We start from the raw sequence: 20,027 nt of genomic DNA on the forward strand, positions 1-20,027 counted from the left end.
AAATCAGTAGGACAGGGCCCGATCGACACCATCGAAGATGCGATCGAGGTCGGGCAGGTAGTGCTCTTCCGTTCGCGAACCGGGGTACGGGGTGTGGTACCCGCCGACCCGGATGACCGGGGCTTCGAGGTTGAAGAAGCAGCGTTCGGTGATACGCGCGGCGATCTCCGAACCGAGCCCAAGGAAGGTCGGAGCCTCATGAGCGACGACCAGTCGACCGGTCTTCGTCACGGACTTCTCGATCGCGGTGAAGTCGATCGGGTTGAGGCTGCGCAGGTCGATGAGTTCGACGCTCTTGCCTTCCTCGGCGGCCGCTGTGACCACGTCCTGCGCAGTCGGAACCAGTGGGCCGTAGGCGACGAGGGTGACGTCGGTGCCTTCGGACACCACGCGGGCATCATGCATGCCCAGCTCACCTCGGGCAGACGTGTCGACGTCCCCGCGCATCCAGTAGCGACGCTTGGGCTCGAAGAACATCACCGGGTCCTCGCTCTTGATCGCGTCCTGGATCATCCAGTACGCGTCATGAGCGTTCGACGGGGAGATGAGCCGCAGTCCCGCATGGTGGGCGAACACGGTCTCGGGGCTCTCCGAATGGTGCTCGGGCGAGCCGATGCCGCCACCGTAGGGCACGCGGATGACCAACGGGATGTTCTCTTTGCCCAGCGTTCGGTTGTACAGCTTCGCCACCTGGGTGACGATCTGGTCGTAGGCAGGGAAGATGAACGCGTCGAACTGGATCTCGATGACGGGACGGTAGCCGCGGATGGCCATGCCGATCGAGGTGCCGACGATGCCGGACTCGGCCAGCGGGGCATCGATGACGCGCTGCGGGCCGAAATCCTTCTGCAGGCCCTCGGTGACGCGGAAGACGCCGCCGAGTTTGCCGATGTCCTCACCGATGAGGACGACCTTCGGGTCGTCCTCCATGGCCTTGCGCATTCCGGCGGTGATCGCCTTCGAGAGGGGAAGTTTCTCCATCAGGCCTCACCCGCATCGGCGAACGAGGCCTGGTATGCCAGGAATTCGGCACGTTCCTCGTCGACGAGGGAGTGGGGTTCCGCAGTGACATGGGCGAACATCTCGACGCCGTCGGGGTTCTCCATGGTCATGCAGTTGTGGCGGATGCGGGCGGCGAGGGTGTCGGCCTCGGCGTCCACCTCGGCGAAGAATTCGTCGCTGGTCTCGGTGTGCTTGTCCAAGTAGGCCTTGAGGCGGGTGATCGGGTCGCGGTCCTCCCAGATCTCCTCTTCGGCCTTGTCGCGGTACTTCGTCGGATCATCCGCCGTGGTGTGAGCGCCGCGACGATAGGTGAAGGCTTCGATGAGCATCGGGCCGTGGCCGGCGCGCACGGAGTCGAGGCTGGCGCGGGCAACGGAGTACATCGCGATGATGTCGTTGCCGTCGACGCGGATGCCGGGGACTCCGAATCCTTCGCCGCGGGTCGACAGCGGGGCTGCGGACTGGACGTGAGTGGGTTCGGAGATGGCCCACTGGTTGTTCTGGCAGAAGAACAGAACCGGGGCGTGGAAGGCTCCGGCGAAGGTCAGCGCCTCGGAGACGTCGCCCTGCGAGGTCGCACCGTCGCCGAAGCAGGCGATGGAGACAGTGTCGCGTTCGATGTCGCCGGTGCCGACGTCACCGTCCATGGAGATGCCCATGGCGTAGCCGGTGGCGTGCAGGGCCTGCGAGCCGATGACGATGGTGTAGGTGTGGAAGCGGTGCTCCTGCGGATCCCAGCCGCCGTGGTTCTGACCGCGGAAGATGCTGAGCAGGGTTTCGGGTTCGACACCGCGGGTGTAGGCGAGGCCGTGTTCGCGGTAGGTGGGGAAGACGAAGTCTTGGGGGCGCGCGGCCCGTCCCATGCCGATCTGGGCTGCTTCCTGTCCGAACAGAGGCGCCCACAGGCCCAACTGTCCCTGACGCTGCAGGGCAGCTCCTTCGGCGTCGATGCGGCGGACCAGGACCATATCCCGGTAGAAGCCGCGCAGATCCTCATCGGTGAGTTCTGCGGCGAAGGCATCGTACTCACCGGATTCGACGCGGTTTCCGTCTTCGGTGAGCATCTGGATCATTCTGGGCTCCGAGGACTGACTGTGGGCAGCGCCGGTTCCCACTGAAATGTTGGAGGTCATTTCAGTTCTCCTTTGTTCGAGGTCCATCTTCACCGGAGGTGACCAGTGGTGGACCGTGTCCGTCGGGCAGGCCCTCGGATGTGAGAACTCGCCCTCGAGTGATCTGATTCACAGGTGATATCACAATACCGAATCCACTCACTGCTTGCCACTCTCCCCATGCGGTTCGAGTATCAAAAGTGCAGGTCAGGAACAGACTATGGCCCCAGCTCGACACATGTGGCCGAGTTCCAAAGCGTTCCGTGGACAATTGTCGATCACGGCAGACATGCTCCATCGTCCGACCAATGCACATCCGAGCACCGAGGCGGCGCTTCTGCGGGAGATCGTGCGCGGGTTTCGCACGATCCCATCGCGCGCCGAGGCGGCCCATCTTCGGGAGATCGAGGCAGGTTCCATGAGGTCCGTTGGTGCGCCGAGGAGGCGCATCGTTTCGATACCGAGTGCCGTTCCGCGCGACCGAGTTCAGTGGCGTCTGCGCTTGCCCTGGTAGTCGCGCGTCTTCCCGAGATCACCGGTGAAGAAGCCTGCGTTCTTAGAGGTGAAGCGGTCGACTGCGGAATTCCCGCCCTTCAGCAGCAGACCGATCGAGGCCGCGTAGGCGACGGAGGAGTGCGCCGCCCCGGCCGAGGCGAACATCTCATCGAGTTCGGCATCGGTCTTGTCCGCCAGTTCGGGGACCTTGCGCAATTCGTCGGGGTCATAGTCGACGGTGATCGTCGACCAGTTCTTCGTCGCCGGGTTCTCATTGCCGTCGAGATCGGGGACGAGGTCCTGTTCGTGCTCGATCGAAAGCACGTCGATTCCCGAATCGATGGCGAAATCGGAGACCGGAGCACCGACCGTCATCAGGGCAGTGACGTTGACATCGTCGAGGAACGCCGGGTCCGCGGCCAGAGAGCCTGCGGTGATTCCTCCCTGCGAATATCCGACGAGCATGACCTCGGCGCCGCGGCCGATCCCGGCATCGGCGATCGCCTGGCGCACCATTTCGCGCATCACGGTGTCGTTGCCGGCCATGCCCTGCACGTTCGTCGTCAGGTCCGTCGTATTGTCACCCGACTTCGGAGACCAGTCGGTGGTGGCCGGGACGTAGACGATATAGCGGCTCGTCCCATCGGGTCCGACGACCTCTTCGATGCGGACCTGCCCGGAATCGGCTCCGCGGTGGCAGTTCGCTTCGCGGATGAAGAGGTCTTCGACATCACGCGGCGGCTCTTTGTGCGGCGGAGTCAGGCCTTTCGCCCTCCATACCTCGACATCGGAGGGCAGCAGCAGTCCGAACGCGTTCGCACCGGCCAGGACCCAGATCGTCATCGACGTCGAGTCGTGCGGCCAGAACGCGTGATCGCCGTCGGAGTCGAGGATGAATGGAGGCAGCCCGAAGAATCCGACGACGAAGCCCGGCAGCACATGCTCGATGACGGCCCCGGTGACGTCGGACTGTTCGAACGCGAACGTGATCAGCGCTTCCTTCGCTTTCGCCTTCGTCTTGCCCAGGTCGATGCCGAACTGCTTGGTGATGACATCGTCGAGTCCGGTGACGTCGAGGATCTTCGTGACCACGACGACCTGAGCGCCGACGACGAGCGCAACGGGAATGATGACGGGCAGGCTGAGTGCGATGATGCGGCCGGTCGCGTAGCCGAGAGCGTCGAGCAGTCCGCCGAAGACTTCGCTGATGCCCTTCTCCGCCTGCCGGTATGCGAAGGCAGCGGCTCGAACGGCGAGCAGTGTCGCCTCGAGTTCGAGCACCGAGGCGGTCAGCTGGGCGTGGAACCGGATCCGGCAGGCATCGAGGTTGAGCGCCGTCACCGGGGCGGGGACCTGGGTGAGCAGGGTCGCGAGGTCGAAGTCTCCGACAGCGGCGTCGACGGACAGATCACCGATGTCGGCGATGACGGTCTGCAGTGCGTCTCCGCTGCCGTCGGCGCGTTCGTCGACGGTGATCCGACCGCCTCCGCGGGTCGTCGAGTCGATCATCGCGGGTCTCCTCTCATTCCCCGGTCGCTGCCGCCCTCATGCCCCGTCCCCTGCCGGTCCCTGGCACCACGAGCCCACGGGGCCACGAACTCCCGGCCCTCAGCCGCTGTCGCCGTCAGTGCTGTCGCCGTCAACTCGGAGTTCCTGCCGTCAGCGTCCGCGTGAGCACGGCGCTCAGCAGCTTTCGCACCGCTGATTCGCCGGCGTCGACTTCATCGTCGACGGTGACGGAATCGCCGGCGCGCTCGATGACCGGCCGGTACCATGTCCCGCCCTCTCGGCGGAGGAATTCCAGTCCTGTCGCACCCCGTCCGGACGCCCAGCTGAGCGTGAGCACACAGTCCTGGTCGACGAGCTCGGTGAGATCCTCGACGACGTGCCCGATCCGTCCCGGTTCGATCCGGCGCAGCAGCTGGTGCCGCGCGAAGTCTTCGAGTCCCTCCCCCTGCAGCGCGAGGATCGCATGCGCGATGCCCGGCCCCAGGCACAGTGCCAGGTGGACGGTTTCGACTCCCGATGACACGACGACGCTGATGCGCGTGCGCGCCCGGTTGAGTTCGGAGGCGAAGCCGCGCAGCCATGCGGTGAGCACATCGAGGTCCCGTTTCGCGCCCCCGCTGCCCTCGCCCATTCCCGAGGTTGCGGCCGCAGTCCGCGAACCTGCGCCGGAGATCTCCTCCTCCGCCGAGGCGGCTCGGGAGTCCCGGTCGACCCGGTGAGGGAGCAGATCGGGCGGCCAGAGACGACGCAGCCGTTCGGGCAGCTTGCTGATCCGGTCGAGGTCGACGACGATCCAACTGTCGATGCCGGCGCCCTCACGTTCGGCGGGGTGAGTGTTCACAGCTGGATCCGCCCGCCCACCGACACGACCTGCAGGTGGAGGTCATACGCCTCGGCGAGCTTCTCCGCCCTCTCACCCAGCTTGTCGATCGATTCTGCGCACGAGGCCACGCGGTCATCGAGCAGCGCGCCCGCCGGGGAATCCCACCCGTCGATCTGTCGGCAGCTCTGCGCCAGGGAGTGCAGCACCTCCGCTCGCCGTCTCCACTGCTCGCGATTGCGCTCCAATTCGTCAGTGATCATGCCTCTGCCCTCCCGCCTGCCTGTTCGGCATCCGTGCCCGATTCACTCGACCGTAGGAGGCAGCGCTTCGAGCGCGGAAGCCTCGATTTCAGGGCTGGGGAAGAGACTTGAGCATCCACAGGGCACAGATGTCGAAGTCACCACCGAATCCACAAGGGGCGATGCTCGAGTCCCGTCCTCCGCCGGCGCCTGGCGATCGGTCGGCGCGGACGGGTGCCGCTCCGATTCGCCGCTCATGAGAAAATGAGGACATGCCGACTGTTTCCCTTGCCGAAATCTCGCCCGCCATCGCTCTCGGACCGCTAGATGGTCGCTACCGCAAAGACACCGCTGACCTCGTCGATCATCTCTCCGAGGCGGCGCTCAACCGCAACCGCATCATCGTTGAGATCGAATGGTTCATCCACCTCGCACAGAACTCGGTGATCGAGGGCGTTCGCACCCTCACCCCCGATGAGGTCGACGGACTGCGTGCCTTCGCCGACGACTTCGACGCCGACACCATCGCCACGCTGGCCGCTCATGAAGCCGTCACCGTCCATGACGTCAAGGCCGTCGAATACACAATCAAAGAAGCCCTAGTGACGATCGGCGCCGAGGACCTCGGCGAGCTCGTCCACTTCTGCTGCACGTCCGAAGACATCAACAACCTGTCCTGGGCGTTGGGCATCAAGGGTGCCACCGAACAGGTGTGGCTGCCGCGAGCGAAGGCCCTCATCGACGCTCTCGCCGAGTCCGCCGCGGAACTGGCCGAAGTTCCGATGCTCGCCCACACTCACGGCCAGCCGGCCACTCCGACGACGATGGGCAAGGAGCTCGCGGTCTTCATCCACCGCCTGCGCCGTCAGTACGAACGCATCGCCGCCACCGAGTTCCTCGGCAAGATCAACGGCGCCACGGGCACCTATTCGGCCCATCTGGCCGCTGTGCCGGGAGCGGATTGGCCGCAGATCGCCCGCACCTTCGTCGAAGACCGTCTCGGGCTGACCTTCAACTCTCTGACCACGCAGATCGAATCCCACGACTGGGACTCCGAGCTGTTCGCCGATATCGCTCGGTTCAACCGGATCGCACACAACTTGGCCACCGATATGTGGACCTATATCTCGATGAACTACTTCAAGCAGATCCCCGTCGCCGGTGCGACCGGTTCGTCGACGATGCCGCACAAGGTCAACCCGATCCGCTTCGAGAACGCCGAAGCGAACCTCGAGCTCTCCTGCGCCCTGCTCGATTCCCTCGGCTCGACGCTGATCACCTCGCGGATGCAGCGCGACCTCACCGACTCGACCTCGCAGCGCAACATCGGTGTCGCCTACGGCCACTCGGTGCTCGCGCTCAACAACCTGGTCAAGGGCCTCGGTGCGCTTGCCATCAACGAGGAGGCTCTGGCCGCCGACCTCGACGGAAACTGGGAGGTCCTCGGTGAAGCCGTCCAATCGGTCATGCGTGCCGCCGGACTGCAGGGCGTGCCGGGAATGGACAACCCGTACGAAACGCTCAAAGAACTCACTCGCGGCAAGCGCATCAACCAAACCGATCTGCAGACGTTCGTCGACGGTCTCGGGCTGCCCGAGGAGCGCGCCGAACTGCTCAAGGCACTGACACCTGCCACCTACACCGGTGTCGCGGCTCAGCTCGCCGAGTCCGAGGTCTCGGACTGGAAGGCCTTCAGCGAAGGCTGATCTCAGGCTCTGACAACGCGTCGAGGCTGGTCTCCGAATTCGGAGACCGGCCTCGACGCGCATTTCGCCGGTCAGCCGACGCCGCCCTGCCGCAGGCTTCGCGGGTCGCGGCCACATGGCTCGCGGTTCGCAGCCGCCGCTCTCGCGAGTCAGCCTCGAGAGTCAGACGGAGGGGATGTCGAAGGTCGTCGTGAACTCCGGGACCTTCTCGTCGGTTCCCAGCACCTTGCCGGGTCCGCGTTCATAGCGGATCGTGTAAGCATCCTGCTTCTCGTTCGGAACATACGCGAGCCAGCCCTGGTGGGTTCCGCCATCGCGACGTCGGACGTCTTCGAAGGGCTCGTAGCCAGCAGCTCGCATTTCGGCTTCGAGGCCGTCGGTCTGGTCGTATCGGTAGTCCGCCCCGCCGTCTTCGGAGATCTTGAATGCTCCGGACTGGATGAGTCCGCTGTACTTCTGCCCTGGGGTGATCTTGACTTCGAGGAGGACGACTTCGCCGCCGAGTTCGATCGCCGAAGCCCTCTTGGACGACTCGAAGTTCCGCACAGCGGAGAGCACCTCGATCTTGTCCTGCATCTCCGGATCCTCGAAGCTTTCGCCGATGCTGACCTGTCCCTGGCTGCCGGACGACGCTCCCGAGTCCGAACCGGTGGACCCGTCAGCCGACGAGGTCGATGACGAGGAGTTCGAAGTCGACTGATCGGAGCTCGTGTCCTGACCGCCGGTCTGGTCCTGTCCGGCCTGGTCCTGGCCGTTCTGGTCGGCGCTCGATTCCTGGCCGTTCTGGTCGCCCTGACCTTGAACGTTCTGATCCTGGTTGCCCTGATCCTGAGCGTCGGCGTTCGACTGTTCTTCGGTCTGGCCCTGTTCGGGCTGGACGGCCTGGCTGATGAGCGAGCAGCCCGAGAAGGCGAGTGTGCAGCTGAGCAGGGCCGCGGCGGTGAAGGTGGCACGCTTCATGCGTTTCATGATGACTCCTTGATCGGTCTCTCACACCCGGGAGCAGGTCGCCCGAATGCGTGTTCTGAAACCAACCTATGAGTTCACCGAGCGCGAGATGTGCGCAGAGTGTGGCAGAACGGCAACGCCTGTCACCGATCCGCCGCAGCCCCCGGCCACGTTCTCAAGCGGGCACGAGATGCTTGTCCGCGTCCACCTCGGCGAGGGTCTTCTTCCCCATGCTGCGGGCGAGGAACAAAGTGGGAACGCCGGCGACGACGATGATGACGGTCGCGTAGATCGCCGGAGCCAGCGTGATGCCGGTCGACGACATCAGCGCCGTGGCGATGAGCGGCGAGAGACCGCCGAAGAGGACGGTGGCGACGTTGTAGCCGATCGCCATGCCGGAGAACCGGCTCGTGCCGGTGAACTGCTCAGGCACCATGGCGGCGGCCACCGCGCTCCACCCGGCCGCGGGAATTGCGAGGAACGCAACGCCGAAGACCGCTCCACTTGAGGAGCTGCCGCCCAGCAGAGCATATGCGGGGATGATCGTGAACACGAAGACAGCCATGAGTACGGCCAGGGCGGGTTTGCGCCCGAATCTGTCCGAGGCGAGGCCGAAGAACGGGGTGACGACGATGGCGACGACTGCCGCGACTGTGCCCAGGGCCAGGGAACCGGAGTTCGGGACCTTCGCCACCTCTTCGATGTATGTGGGCACATAGGTGATGTTGAGGAAGTAGCTGACCGAGCCGATCGAGGAGATGAGGAAGGCCACGAGGATCGCTCGTGGCTGTTCGAGGATCGCAGTGATGAGCGGGGAGCGTTCGAGAGCAGTGTCCTTCGTGCCCTTCTTCTCCTTTTCCGCCTGCTGCAGCCGTTTGAAGGTCTCGGTCTCCTCCATCATCGACCGCAGCGGAACCATGAGGATGGCGAGCACAGCACCGAGGACGAAGAGCAGCCGCCAACCCCAGGAATCCATTGCCTCGGGACTGAGCGTATTCGCCAGCAGCGCACCGGATCCCACCGCCAAGAGGGCGCCGACTTCGCTGTTGGCCGCAGCCCAGCTGGCGGCCAGTCCGCGCTTTCCCGGTCCCGCCGATTCCATGAGGAAGACCATGATTCCCGTGTATTCCGCACCGACGGAGAATCCGGACAGGCAGCGCAGGGCGACCATGAGGACGCCTGCCCAGATGCCGATCGTGTCGTAGTTCGGGATCACCGCGATCCCGAGCATGGAGATCGCCATGAGGACCGCGGAGATGATGAGCGTGGAACGTCGTCCGATCCGATCACCGAGGTGGCCGAAGACCATCGCGCCCAAGGGCCGGAAGAGGAATCCGGCCGCACCGACCCCGAGGGTCAGCAGCAGAGAATCCGTCTGATCGCCGAAGAACTCCTTCGTGAGGGTCGTGGCGACATAGAAGAAGATCGAGAAGTCGTACCATTCGACGACGGTGCCGAATGCGGCGACGAACATCGACCTGCGCCGGCCTCTCTCCCGCTCGCGGCTGGTCGTCTGGGTGGGTGATGCGGGATGGTTCCGATCCGACGCGGTCATTCCCTGAGCGTACCAGCACGCTCGGACATGGGAACCCGCGAAGGACTTCGGTGGAATACGGCCGATGATTGCGGCGGGGACGGGCCGGGGATTGCAGTGGGCAGGCCGGGGATTGCAGTGGGCGGGTGCCGAATACGTCGGCAAGGATGGTGCCGAATCCGCCGGCAGAGGACGGCGCCAGAATTATATTACTGACTAGTAGCATACTGACGCCGTGGTGATTACCCTGAAGGATATGGACTCACTTCTCAAGCAGGACGTACGCATCCCGGTGCCGAGCCGGTACGGATCCAGCGAACTCGAGGGACATCTCTTCCTCCCCACGGCCGACCCCCGTGCGGTGCTGACGATCCACCCGGCGACCGCGACTCCGGAACGCTTCTACTTCTCCTTCGCCGAGGCGGCCGCCGCAAGAGGGTTCGCCGTGATCACCTACGGCTTCCGCGGCGTCGGCGATCGGACGGAGGCTCGCGCCCATCGGCACATCCGCATGCGCGACTGGATCTCCGAAGATGTGGCGGCAGCGGGTGCCTGGGCAGAGGAGAGATTTCCTGATCTGCCGCATACGGCGTTGGGCCACAGCGTCGGCGGGCACGCTCTGCTCCTGGGGTACGGCGGTCAGCGTCTGTCCGGAATCGCCACGGTCGCCACAGCGATGGTGGCGGCGCGCCAAATCGCACCCCGCAGCGAGCGGTTTCGGGTGGAATTCGGCCTCGGGGTCTTCGGCAGAGCGATCACTCGGGTGTTCGGGTACATGCCCGGCAGCCGAGTGGGGCTTGGTGAGGACATTCCCGCTGCCGCTCTCTATGAGTGGACGAAATGGCTGCGCCGCCCCCACTTCTTCTTCGATGACCCGAGCTTCGACGCCGAGGCGCGCGCCTCCCGGCTGCGCACACCTGTGCTCGCCATCGGCACCTCAGACGATCCTTGGGCGACACAGGCGTTCATCGATGCGATCACCGACCGGCTGCGACTGGCCCCGGTGACTCGTCGCACCTTCGCTCCGGAGGAGCTCGGAGTGAACAGCATCGGACATCACGGCCTGATGCGCCGGTCCACCGCCGAGGCGGCCTGGCCGGAGATCCTCGACTGGCTCGACGCGCGAGCAGCCGAAGACTAGGTCACTGCCGGAGATCTTCCGTCCGCACAGAAATGTCCGTTTGCGACCACTTTTCGACTGACCGCCCCTCAGCCGCGGGCGACGCCGAACAGCGAGTCGGTGAAGCGGTTGCCGAACATAGCCTCCGGATCCAGTCGAGTCCGCAGGTCGCAGAAGTCCGCGAATCGCGGATAGAGCTCGTGCAGGTCAGCGGCGGTGCGAGTGTGGATCTTGCCCCAGTGCGGTCGGCCGCCGTGGCGGCACAGGATCTCCTCGACGACGCGGAAGTACTCGGCGAAGTCTTCTTTGATGAAGCGGTGGACGGCGATGTACATCGTCTCCCGCCCCGATGCCGTCGACAGCGGCACATCATCGGCGGCGGCGCACCGAACCTCGAGGGGGAATGAGATCGCCCACCCCTTGGCCTCGATGACGTCTCTGATCTCCCGAATCGCCTCGGACCCGGAGTCGAAGGGCAGCGCGTATTCCATCTCGTTGAACCGCACCCGCCGTGGGGTGACGAACACATCGTGACCCGGCGCCCGGTACGTCCGGTCTGCCACGACGGACTGAGCGATCCGATTGATCGAGGGCACCACGGCCGGGACCTTGGCACCGAGCTCGACGGCCAGTCGCAGCGCCCCGTTCTCCACCACCTCTTTGTCGAGGAGGTTGAGCCAGCGGTTGCGCACCCCCGCCTCGGCGAGGTGACCCGGCCCGGCCTGCCCAGGCTCGACCCGGGTGTTCGTCTTCGTCAGCACCGAATCGGTGTGCGGGAACCAGTAGAACTCGAAATGGTCTGCCCCGCGCATCCGCTCGGTCAGCCCGTCGAGGAGTTCGTCGAATCCGGCGACCTTCTCCTCGGCGATGAGGTCGAAGGCCGGCACGCACTGGAGTTCGACCTCGGTGATGACTCCGAGGACGCCGAGGCTGACCCGTGCGAGGTCGAAGACCTCCGGTTCCGCCTCGGCCGACACCTCCCGGACTTCGCCGTCGGGGCCCATGAGGCTCAGTCCGGTGACGGTCCCGGCGAACCCGGTGAACCCGATCCCGGTGCCGTGTGTGCTCGTCGAGATCGCACCGGCAAGGGCCTGCGGATTGACGTCACCCTGGTTCTCCAGGGCCAGGCCGAAGGGTGCGAGGAGTGCGGGAATGTCCCGCAGCCGGGTGCCGGCGTGGAAGCTGACCCGGCCGGCCGCCTCGTCGACGGCGACGATCCCCGACAGCCCGTCGAGGCTGACCATGACGTCATCGCCGGCGGCCACGGGGGTGAAGGAATGCCCGGCCCCGACGACCCGCAGACGGTCCCCGGCCGCCGCTGCGGCCGTGACGATTCCCGCTAGCTCCTCCGCCGAGGCGGGACCTGAGAAGGTGTGCGGATGTGCGTGGACGTGCCCGGCCCAGTTCCGGAACGCGTGCCGGCCATTCACTGCAGATCTGCCCGATGCACGGCCCGCAATCGTCGCCGCGACACGTTTCGCACCGTGACCGATCCGTTCGCCGCGCCCTGACTGCACTTCTCTCACAGCACCAGTCCCTCTCCTCTGTAAGTCGACCAGGTGGCGATGATCGTCGATCCCGAGACGACGAGGAATTCGTTGAAATGTTCGGCCAGCTCGCCTGCTTTCGCATGCCTGAACCACACGAGATCCCCGATGCGCAGCACTTCCGTGCCGGGCCCGGTGAGTGGGGTCTGCACCTCGCCGGGACCCTCGAGACCGGAGTACTCGAGGCTCGGCGGCCAGGCGATGGTCGGCAGCCGGTCGGAACCAGGAACTCCCGAGGCGATGAATCCGCCTTTGAAGACCGTCACCCAGCCGGGCGCAGGGCGGCGCACGACGGGTGTGACGAAGTATGCGGCCGGCCGATGCCGGAAGTGCGTATAGCCGTCGAAGAGGCCTGGGGAGAAGAGACCGGATCCGGCGGCGAGTTCGGTCAGAGTGCCTTCGACGGAGCTGGATTCGAACGAGCCGGTTCCGCCGCCGTTGACGAATTCGAGGTCGGCGACCTCGCGGACTGCTGCGATGACGGCTGCTCGTCGTTCGGCGAGTTCGGCGATCGAGGCCTTCTGCATGGCGCGCACGATCGTCTGCCGCACCGAGCGTCCGGCATCGGCGGTGCCGGCGATCTGCCCCTCGTAGAACATCATCCCGACGAGGTCGAAACCGGGCCGCGCCGCGGCCTGCCGGGCAAGCGCAATGGCCGCTCGCCCGTCACGGATCGGCGAGCGCCTGGCCCCGATATGGACGCGGTCGCCCAACCAGGATTCGGCAGGTCGATAGGAGGAGTCGACATCGATGCACACCCGCACCGAGGCGGCTCCCGCCTCGGCGAGGTCCTTCCCCTCCCCTGGCGGACCGGTCCCGTCCGAGGAGGACTTCCGCCCCGCCTCGGCGAGGTTCTCTCGGACGTCGTCGATGATGTCGAGGTGGTCCACGGAATCGATCATCAGGGTGATGTTCGTGCACGCTCCCGCCTCGGCGAACATCCGACTCAGGGAAGCTCGGTCGAGGCTGGGATAGCCGATCACGATATCGCGGACGCCGCGGGCGTGGAGGAACAGCGCCTCGGGGACGGAAAAGGCGAGCACCCCGGAAAATGCGGGATGGGCGAGCGCCCGGTCGATGGCGGCAGGCACGCGCAGCGACTTCGTGGCCAGTCGGATCGGCAGTCCGCGAGCCCGCTCGGCAAGGGCATCGAGGTTCGCGTCGAAGGCGTCGAGATCGAGGACGGCGGTGGGTGCGCCGGTCCCCTTCAGCGCCCTCCGCAGATCACTCGAAACCATATTCGGTAGTCTAGCCTGCGATGACCTACGTCACAGAAAGAGGAAGCCGATGAGTACAGAGACCACCGCACGCACCTCCGAAGCAGACGCTGCCGGGACCCCATCCGCGCATGTCACCGCGGCGCTGCGGGACTTCCTCGACACCGATCCGTACGCGGACGCCTCCGGCTCGGGCGAGGTGATGCGCGGAGTCGAACCGTTCACCGGCCAGGCGGTCGACCGGTTCGCCCGGAACACTCCCGACGACATCGAGGCCGCCTACGCCACCGCACGCATCGCAGGCCCCGCATGGGCCGCTCAGTCGGTCGAGCACCGAGCGAAGGTGCTCACCCGACTGCATTCCGCGCTGGTCCGGAATGAGGATCTGCTCCTCGACATCATCCAGTACGAGACCGGCAAGGCCCGCATCCACGCCTATGACGAAATCCTCGATACCTTCAATGTGCTCCGCCACTACGGGGTGATGGCCGCCCGCTATCTGCGCCCCGAACGTCGGCGCGGAGCCATCCCCGTGCTCACCCGCACCGAGGTCATGCGCACCCCACTGGGCGTGATCGGTTTCATCACACCGTGGAACTACCCGCTGACCCTGGGCGCGACCGACCTGTTCGCGGCCCTGACCGCCGGCAACGCCGTCGTCCACAAACCCGATTCGACGACGACGCTGACCTCGGTGTTCATGCGCAGGCTGGCGATCGCCGCCGGCCTGCCCGCCGAGGTCTGGCAGCTCGTGCCCGGGCCCTCCGCCGAGGTCGGACCCGCGCTTATGGCCGGCGCCGACGGAATCTCGTTCACCGGGTCGACGGCCGCTGGGCGGTCGATCGCCGCCGAGGCGGGGCAGCGTCTGCTCCCCGCCGCGCTCGAGCTCGGAGGCAAGAACCCCCTGATCGTGGCCGCCGATGCGGACCTGGAGAAAGCCGTCGAGGGTGCCGTACGCGGTTCGTTCTCGTCGGCCGGGCAGCTGTGCATCTCCATCGAGCGCATCTACGTCCACGAGGACCTCTATGAGACCTTCTGCGCCCATTTCGCCGAGGCGGCCCGTGCCTACCGTCTCAGCTCCGCGTTCGAGTACGGCCCGGACATGGGCACCTTGGCGGGACCGAAGCAGCTCGAGACGATCACCAACCATGTCGAGCAGGCGCGCAGCGCCGGTGCCACGGTTCTCGCCGGCGGACACCCGGTGCCCGATCTCGGCCCTTACTTCTACGCCCCGACCGTGCTCACGGATGTTCCCGCGGCGGCGGAGCTGCATCGCGAGGAGACCTTCGGACCCGTCGTCTCCGTCTATTCGGTGCCGTCCGATGCCGCGGCGATCGCTGCGGCCAATGACAGCGACTACGGACTCTCGGCATCGGTGTACTCGCGCTCCCACGGGCGGGAGATCGCGCGGCAGGTCGAGGCCGGAATGGTCAACGTCAACGAGGTATACCCGGCCAGCTGGGGATCCATCGACGCTCCGGCCGGCGGAGTCAAGGCCTCGGGCATGGGCCACCGGCACGGACCCGAGGGCCTCTTTCAGTTCATGCACTCGCACACGATCGCCGAACAGCGCCTCCATCCGATCGCTCCGGCCGGGCCACTCGATCAGGCGAAGTTCGCGAAGGCCATGACCGGGGCGCTGCAGGCCATGCGGTCCCTGCGCATGAAGTAGGGGGCACGTCTAAGTCGAGGCGCGGCAACTGCAGGGAACTGCGGTTGTCACTCCCCTCGGTTGGGCCGCCTGGGTGGCCCAGCCTCGGTGGAACTCAGTTGACGTTGTCGAAGAATTCGTGCGCCACCGGCACGGCCGCCTCCGCGCCGAATCCGCCGTCTTCGACGAGCACGGCCACGGCCAGGTCTCCTTGGAATCCGGCGAACCACGAATGGGTGCGCGGCGGGGTCTCGTCGCCGTATTCGGCCGTTCCGGTCTTCCCGTGGACGGGATCGCCAGGAACGTCCTTGAGATCGGTGGCGGTGCCCTCGGTGACGACTGCTCGCATCATCTCCGAGATCTCCCTTGCCGCGTCCGCGTCGAGCGTCGGGGCATCGCTGTCGCTGTCGTCGCCGCTACCCTTACCTGCACCCTGGCCTCCGTCGCCGTTCGTCGCCTCGTCGAGCGCCTCACCGAGGACGAGCTGCGGATCCACGGTCTCCCTCGCCTTCACCGAGGCGGCCATCGTCGCCACGGCCAGCGGACTCGACTGCACCTTGCCCTGACCGATCATCTGGGCGGCGTGGGTGACCTCGTCATCGTCGGCCGGCACCGAGGCCATCTTCGCGCCGATGGCCGAGGCGTCGCCGAGCATGCCGAGCTGGGCGGCTGCGTCGGCCACCTCGTCGCCGGTGACCTTGTCGCCGGAGGAGACGAATGCGGTGTTGCAGGAGTGGGCGAAGTCGTCGGCGAAGCTGACGGTGCCGAGCACTTCGTCTTCGGCGTTCTTGAAGCTCTTGCCGCCGATGTTCGCGGTCTTCGGGCAGGCGATGTCATCATCGGGTCGAACCCCAGAATCGAGGAGTGCCAGACCGGAAGCGATCTTGAACACCGAGCCGGGAGCGTACTGGCCGCTCAGCGCTCGGTCCCAGGCCGCTCCTTCCGGGTCGTGGTTGGCCACGGCGAGCACGTGGCCGTCGCTGGGGCGGATCGCGACGACGGCGGCCGGCTTCTTCGCGGTCGCCGCCGCCTTGTCCGCGGCGGTCTGGATATCGACGTCGAGGGTGGTCTCGACGTCTTCGCCGTCTTTCGCTTCGAAGGCGTGCAGGCTCGTCAGCTTCGTCTTTCCGCCCTTGTCGTTCGTCGAATCGCCCTTGGCGAAGACTTCGACGCTGCCCGGTCCGCTGAGGCGGGAGTTGAAGGTCTTCTGCAGACCGGTGCGACCGACGATGTCGCCGGCGATGATCTCCCCCTTGGACTTCTCGATGTCGTCGGCGCTGGCGGGACCGGCCGAACCGAGGGTGGCCTGGGCGAACCCGCGGGACCGGGTCAGGGTCTGGGTATCCTCGGTGAACAGCACTCCCGGCAGATCGTGGATGGCGTCCTTGACCGACTTGTAGTCGTCTTCGCGCAGGGTCACGACGGGCACGAGCTGGTTGCCTTCGGCGTCATCGACGGACTTCTCGAGGTCATCGGCGTCGAGGTCGAGGGAGTCGACGCCGTCGTTGAGTCCGCTGACGAGTCGGCCGATGGTGTCGGGGTCGAGTCGGTTCGGGTGGACGCCGATGTCGACGACCTTCCCCTCCTCCATGAGCACTTCATCGTCGGCGCCGAGGATCTTCCCGCGTCCGCCGGGATTCGCGCGCAGTGCGAAGCTGCCGCCCTTGCCGAGCTTCGGGTGGATGGCCTTCTCCGAGAGGTCCGCCCACCAGAAGAGCCCGTTCTTCTCCAGGGGCAGCTGCGAACTGTATTCCCAGGCCTCTCCGTCGTTGTTCGCCCACGTCCAATCGAGTGTGGCCAGGGTTCGGCCGTCGGCCTCGATGATGTCGTCGACGGTGACCGACCGCAGGTCGACTCTCTTACCCAATGCCTTCGTGACGCGGTCGAACAGTCCTTGAGCGAGGTCCTTCTCATGCCAGATGTCCGAGCTCAGCTGTTCTTCGGCGAGGTCGTGGGCGGCTGCCTCGGCGGCGGAGGATTTCGTCATCGGCAGCCGGAAGAGCGCGAAGACTCCGGCTCCGGCGAGCAGCACGAGGACGAGGGCGATGGCCAGCCAGACCCGGGACTTCTTCGACATGGAACCATCCTCTACCGGGGTTCGCCCGATGTCCATCGCTCTGCGCCGAAACTACCGACACGTCGGCCCATGACCGATTGTTGGGTCGATCCACGGCGGTTTCGGCGTTCAGAACGCCGCGGATCGACCCAACAATGCTTGCGGCGTTGGTCACGGGCGCGGTGACAGAGCGATCAGCCCGCGGCGTCGGTCACGGTCGGCTGCTCGCGCACGTAATCCGCGGTCAGCCGGCGTCGGGGACGACTGTGTATTCGAGAACGGGACGACCGGCCGAACCGTATCGGGGGCGGCGTTCGAGCATGCCGGCGTCGGCCATGGATTCGAGGTAGCGACGAGCGGTGACTCGCGAGACCCCGAGGCCTTCGGCCAGCTCTGCGGCAGACTGGCCGGGATTCTCATTGAGCAGGCTCTTCACCTCGGCCTGGACCGCATCGGGCACGCCCTTCGCGGTCGCCGCCACGGTGTGCGTGCGCAGTGCCGAGATCGCTTTGTCGACCTCGGTCTGGGTGACCTCGCCGTCGTTCGAATCCCCGCCGAGGCGGTTGCGGAAGGACGAATACGCCTCGAGTTTGGATTTGAAGACGGGGAAGGTGAACGGCTTGATGATGTACTGGGCGACGCCGTAGGACAGAGCTTCCTGCACGATCTGCATATCCCGGGCAGCGGTGACCGCGATGATGTCGACGTCGACGCGTTGGCCGCGGATAGCGCGGCAGACCTGCAGCCCATGCCCGTCGGGCAGGTTCATATCGAGGAGGACGAGATGGACGCCGGAGGGATCGAGGCCGTAGATCTGTCCCGTGAGAGCAGCCATCGCCTGAGTGGCATTCTTCGCCACTCCGGCGACATGATAGCCGTCGATGCGGTCGATGTACTTCGCGTGAGCACGGGCGGCGACCACCTCATCCTCGACGACGAGCACACCGATGCTCGATTCAGGCGCAGTTGTGTCCGACATGCCGCCAGTCTATCTTCACCCGTTTGACAGCGTCCCGGATCGTGTTGCAGTCCCGTCACATCCGGTTCCGGTCCACCTGAGCGGTGCCGACATCACCGGCGATCACCCGCCCTATCCGACCTGCCCGTCGCCGGACGGTCCGGAACCCGACTGGCCTGCCCCGGTCTGACCTGCCCCGGTCTGACCCGCATTCCCCGGGTCGGGCAGCCAGACCGTGAGCACTGCGCCCTTGAATCGGTCGCAGTCCTCCCCGCGGCCCTGCACGTCGACGGCTCCCCCGAGGCGGCGGATCGCCTGCACGACCAGGGACAGCCCGACCCCGCGGGTGCCCGTCTGCTGGCGACCCTGTCCCTCGTCGGTCTCGACGCCGTCGTGCTTCGTCGACCAGCCGCGCTCGAAGATCGCGTCGAGGTATTCCTCGTCGATGCCCGGACCGTCATCGCTGACCTCGATCGTGAATCCGCCGGGACCGCCGGAGCCGGAGAGCTCGACGTGGACTCTTTTGTCCTCGGGCAGTACGTCCTGCCTGCTCAGGGCGTCGAAGGCATTGTCGACGAGGTTGCCGAGGATCGTTGCGAGGTCGCGATCATCCCCGCCGAGGTTGCCCGTGAGGTCCGCGGTGTCCACCGTCATCTCGATGCCCGCCTCGGCGGCTTGGGCGATCTTCGACAGCAGCAGGGCCGAGAGGACGGGATGGTCGAAGGTCATCGACCCGTCACCGTTGACCCGGTTGAGATCGTCGATGTCCTTGGCGGCGAAGTCGATGGCCTCGTCGACGTGCCCGGTCTCGAGCAGGGACACGACCATGTGCAGCCGGTTCGCGTATTCGTGGGTCTGCGCGCGCAGGGAATCGGAGAAGGAGCGCACGGAGACGAGTTCGCCGGAGAGTTCGGCCAGCTCAGTGTGATCGCGCATGGTCACGACCCACGTGTCGCTGGCCGCCTCGGTGGGCTGCTGATTGACGACGAGGACGCGGTCGTCGGTGTAGTGGATCTCGTCCCGAGCCCACCGTCCGGAAGCGAGCAGATCGTGCAGCGCCTCGGGCAGGTCGAGTTCGCGCAGCGGCATCTCCTCCGCCGAGGTGGGGCCCGAGTCCGCATCGTTGCCGGCGAGCGGCATGCCCAGCAGTTCCCGGGCCTCGGTGTTGATGAGCACGATCCCGCGGGTTCGGTCGACGAGCAGCAGTCCTTCGGAGACGGCCGTGAGCACGGAGGAGTAGAAATCGAGCATGCTGCGCAGCTCGTCGGCACCGTAGTCACCGGTGACCCGGCGCAGTCCCCGCGATGTCACCCAGGACGAACCGATGCCGAGGATGAGGGTGAGGACGGCGATGCCGATGAGCCATTTGCCCTGCGCCAGGAAGCCTTCGCGGACCGAATCGGCGGAGCTGCCGACGATGACGGCCCCGACCACGGTGTCCGACCTCAGTCCGTCGACGCCGACGTGTTCGGCATAGACCGGGGTGACGACGTACATGGTGCCGTCGGCCGGGCCGCCGTCGTTGATGAAGCGCACGGTCGACCTGCCATTCTGCAGGGCCTGTCCGTCGACGGCCTGGGCCAGTTGGTCGATGGAGTCCTCGGGGATCTTCCCGGAATCCGCCGAGGCGGTCTTCGCTTCCAGCGCCTGCTGGCGTCCGGGTGAGCCCAGGGTCGGCGGGGTGAGCAGGAAGTCGATGGGCACGACCGCGGCGATGTCGAAGCCGTATTGGCTGATGACGTTGTTCAGCAGCGTCTGAACGTCGTCGCGGGATTCGGAGTCGAGGTAGTCGTCCTGGCCGACGTCACCGGTGCCGACGAGGCCCAGTGACATCGAGATGTTGTCCGCGGCCGACCGCAGCAGGTCCTGTTCGCGCTTCGTGTTGAGCTGGGAGAGCTGGAGGTAGAGCAGACTCGTCGTGAGCACCATGATGCCCACGAGCATGATCGAGTTCGCGAACATGATCCGCCCGGCCGCGGAGAGGCGGACCCACCGACTCAGGCGACCCACCGGTCCGGCGGGCCCCTTCGACAGCACGGTGCGCTTCTTCTTCGGCATGGAATCCATTGTGCCACCCGCCCAGCCGCCGTCTGTCTGATCGGGCCGGCAG

15 protein-coding genes are annotated in these 20,027 nt (G+C 66.0%); 3 read left to right on the plus strand and 12 right to left on the minus strand.

The genetic code is table 11. The annotated features are described in order from the left end of the window. Positions 1-3: 3 nt before the first annotated feature. From AC3CD9_RS14610 to AC3CD9_RS14630, 5 genes are all read right to left on the minus strand, one after another. On the minus strand, positions 4-981 hold the full coding sequence (locus AC3CD9_RS14610; protein ID WP_488364639.1) for an alpha-ketoacid dehydrogenase subunit beta: 978 nt from the start codon (positions 979-981) through the stop codon (positions 4-6). Then, the gene (gene pdhA, locus AC3CD9_RS14615; RefSeq protein WP_169253557.1) at positions 981-2,135 is read right to left on the minus strand and encodes a pyruvate dehydrogenase (acetyl-transferring) E1 component subunit alpha; all 1,155 of its coding nucleotides are present in this window, start codon (positions 2,133-2,135) and stop codon (positions 981-983) included. Before pdhA ends, AC3CD9_RS14610 begins: the two co-directional genes overlap by 1 nt. Positions 2,136-2,600: 465 nt before the next feature. Further along, positions 2,601-4,118 carry a hypothetical protein gene (locus tag AC3CD9_RS14620; protein ID WP_488364641.1) on the minus strand — a complete coding sequence of 506 codons (1,518 nt, stop codon included), beginning with the start codon at positions 4,116-4,118 and terminating at the stop codon, positions 2,601-2,603. 130 nt (positions 4,119-4,248) lie between these two features. Further along, on the minus strand, positions 4,249-4,959 hold the full coding sequence (locus tag AC3CD9_RS14625) for a hypothetical protein (protein WP_488364642.1): 711 nt from the start codon (positions 4,957-4,959) through the stop codon (positions 4,249-4,251). Beyond that, complete coding sequence (locus tag AC3CD9_RS14630) at positions 4,956-5,201, minus strand: hypothetical protein (protein WP_139467459.1); 246 nt, start codon at positions 5,199-5,201, stop codon at positions 4,956-4,958. Before AC3CD9_RS14630 ends, AC3CD9_RS14625 begins: the two co-directional genes overlap by 4 nt. A 251-nt stretch (positions 5,202-5,452) precedes the next feature. Here AC3CD9_RS14630 and purB point away from each other — a divergent pair, with 251 nt between their 5' ends. Continuing rightward, on the plus strand, positions 5,453-6,886 hold the full coding sequence (purB, locus tag AC3CD9_RS14635) for an adenylosuccinate lyase (protein WP_488364644.1): 1,434 nt from the start codon (positions 5,453-5,455) through the stop codon (positions 6,884-6,886). Between the two features lie 162 nt (positions 6,887-7,048). On the opposite strand, the gene AC3CD9_RS14640 is transcribed toward purB, so the two are convergent. After that, entirely contained in the window at positions 7,049-7,855 is an 807-nt protein-coding gene (locus AC3CD9_RS14640; RefSeq protein ID WP_488364645.1) for a transcriptional regulator, read from the minus strand. Positions 7,856-8,009: 154 nt separating this feature from the next. After that, positions 8,010-9,389, minus strand: a complete 1,380-nt coding sequence (locus tag AC3CD9_RS14645) for an MFS transporter (protein ID WP_488364646.1) — start codon at positions 9,387-9,389, stop codon at positions 8,010-8,012. 235 nt (positions 9,390-9,624) lie between these two features. On the opposite strand from AC3CD9_RS14645, the gene AC3CD9_RS14650 reads away from it, so the two are divergent. After that, positions 9,625-10,509, plus strand: coding sequence for an alpha/beta hydrolase family protein (locus AC3CD9_RS14650; RefSeq protein WP_488364647.1), 885 nt, complete (start codon positions 9,625-9,627; stop codon positions 10,507-10,509). A 68-nt stretch (positions 10,510-10,577) separates the two neighbouring features. Here the strand turns inward: AC3CD9_RS14650 and AC3CD9_RS14655 are convergent, their stop codons facing one another. Beyond that, positions 10,578-12,014: a D-arabinono-1,4-lactone oxidase gene (locus AC3CD9_RS14655; protein WP_488364648.1), complete on the minus strand. Its 1,437-nt coding sequence runs from the start codon at positions 12,012-12,014 to the stop codon at positions 10,578-10,580. After that, on the minus strand, positions 12,011-13,273 hold the full coding sequence (locus tag AC3CD9_RS14660) for an amino acid deaminase/aldolase (protein ID WP_488364650.1): 1,263 nt from the start codon (positions 13,271-13,273) through the stop codon (positions 12,011-12,013). The genes AC3CD9_RS14655 and AC3CD9_RS14660 overlap by 4 nt, the downstream gene beginning before the upstream one ends. Positions 13,274-13,322: 49 nt before the next feature. On the opposite strand from AC3CD9_RS14660, the gene AC3CD9_RS14665 reads away from it, so the two are divergent. Next, the gene (locus AC3CD9_RS14665) at positions 13,323-14,924 is read left to right on the plus strand and encodes a succinic semialdehyde dehydrogenase (RefSeq protein WP_488364651.1); all 1,602 of its coding nucleotides are present in this window, start codon (positions 13,323-13,325) and stop codon (positions 14,922-14,924) included. A 94-nt stretch (positions 14,925-15,018) separates the two neighbouring features. Here AC3CD9_RS14665 and AC3CD9_RS14670 read toward each other — a convergent pair whose 3' ends face one another. From AC3CD9_RS14670 to AC3CD9_RS14680, 3 genes are all read right to left on the minus strand, one after another. Continuing rightward, positions 15,019-16,980, minus strand: a complete 1,962-nt coding sequence (locus AC3CD9_RS14670; RefSeq protein WP_488364652.1) for a penicillin-binding transpeptidase domain-containing protein — start codon at positions 16,978-16,980, stop codon at positions 15,019-15,021. A 223-nt stretch (positions 16,981-17,203) separates the two neighbouring features. Then, positions 17,204-17,938, minus strand: a complete 735-nt coding sequence (locus tag AC3CD9_RS14675; RefSeq protein WP_101547022.1) for a response regulator — start codon at positions 17,936-17,938, stop codon at positions 17,204-17,206. Between the two features lie 111 nt (positions 17,939-18,049). Continuing rightward, the gene (locus tag AC3CD9_RS14680; RefSeq protein ID WP_488364653.1) at positions 18,050-19,975 is read right to left on the minus strand and encodes a sensor histidine kinase; all 1,926 of its coding nucleotides are present in this window, start codon (positions 19,973-19,975) and stop codon (positions 18,050-18,052) included. Between the last annotated feature and the right edge of the window lie 52 nt (positions 19,976-20,027).

Source organism: Brevibacterium sp. MGP-B1 (assembly GCF_057766545.1).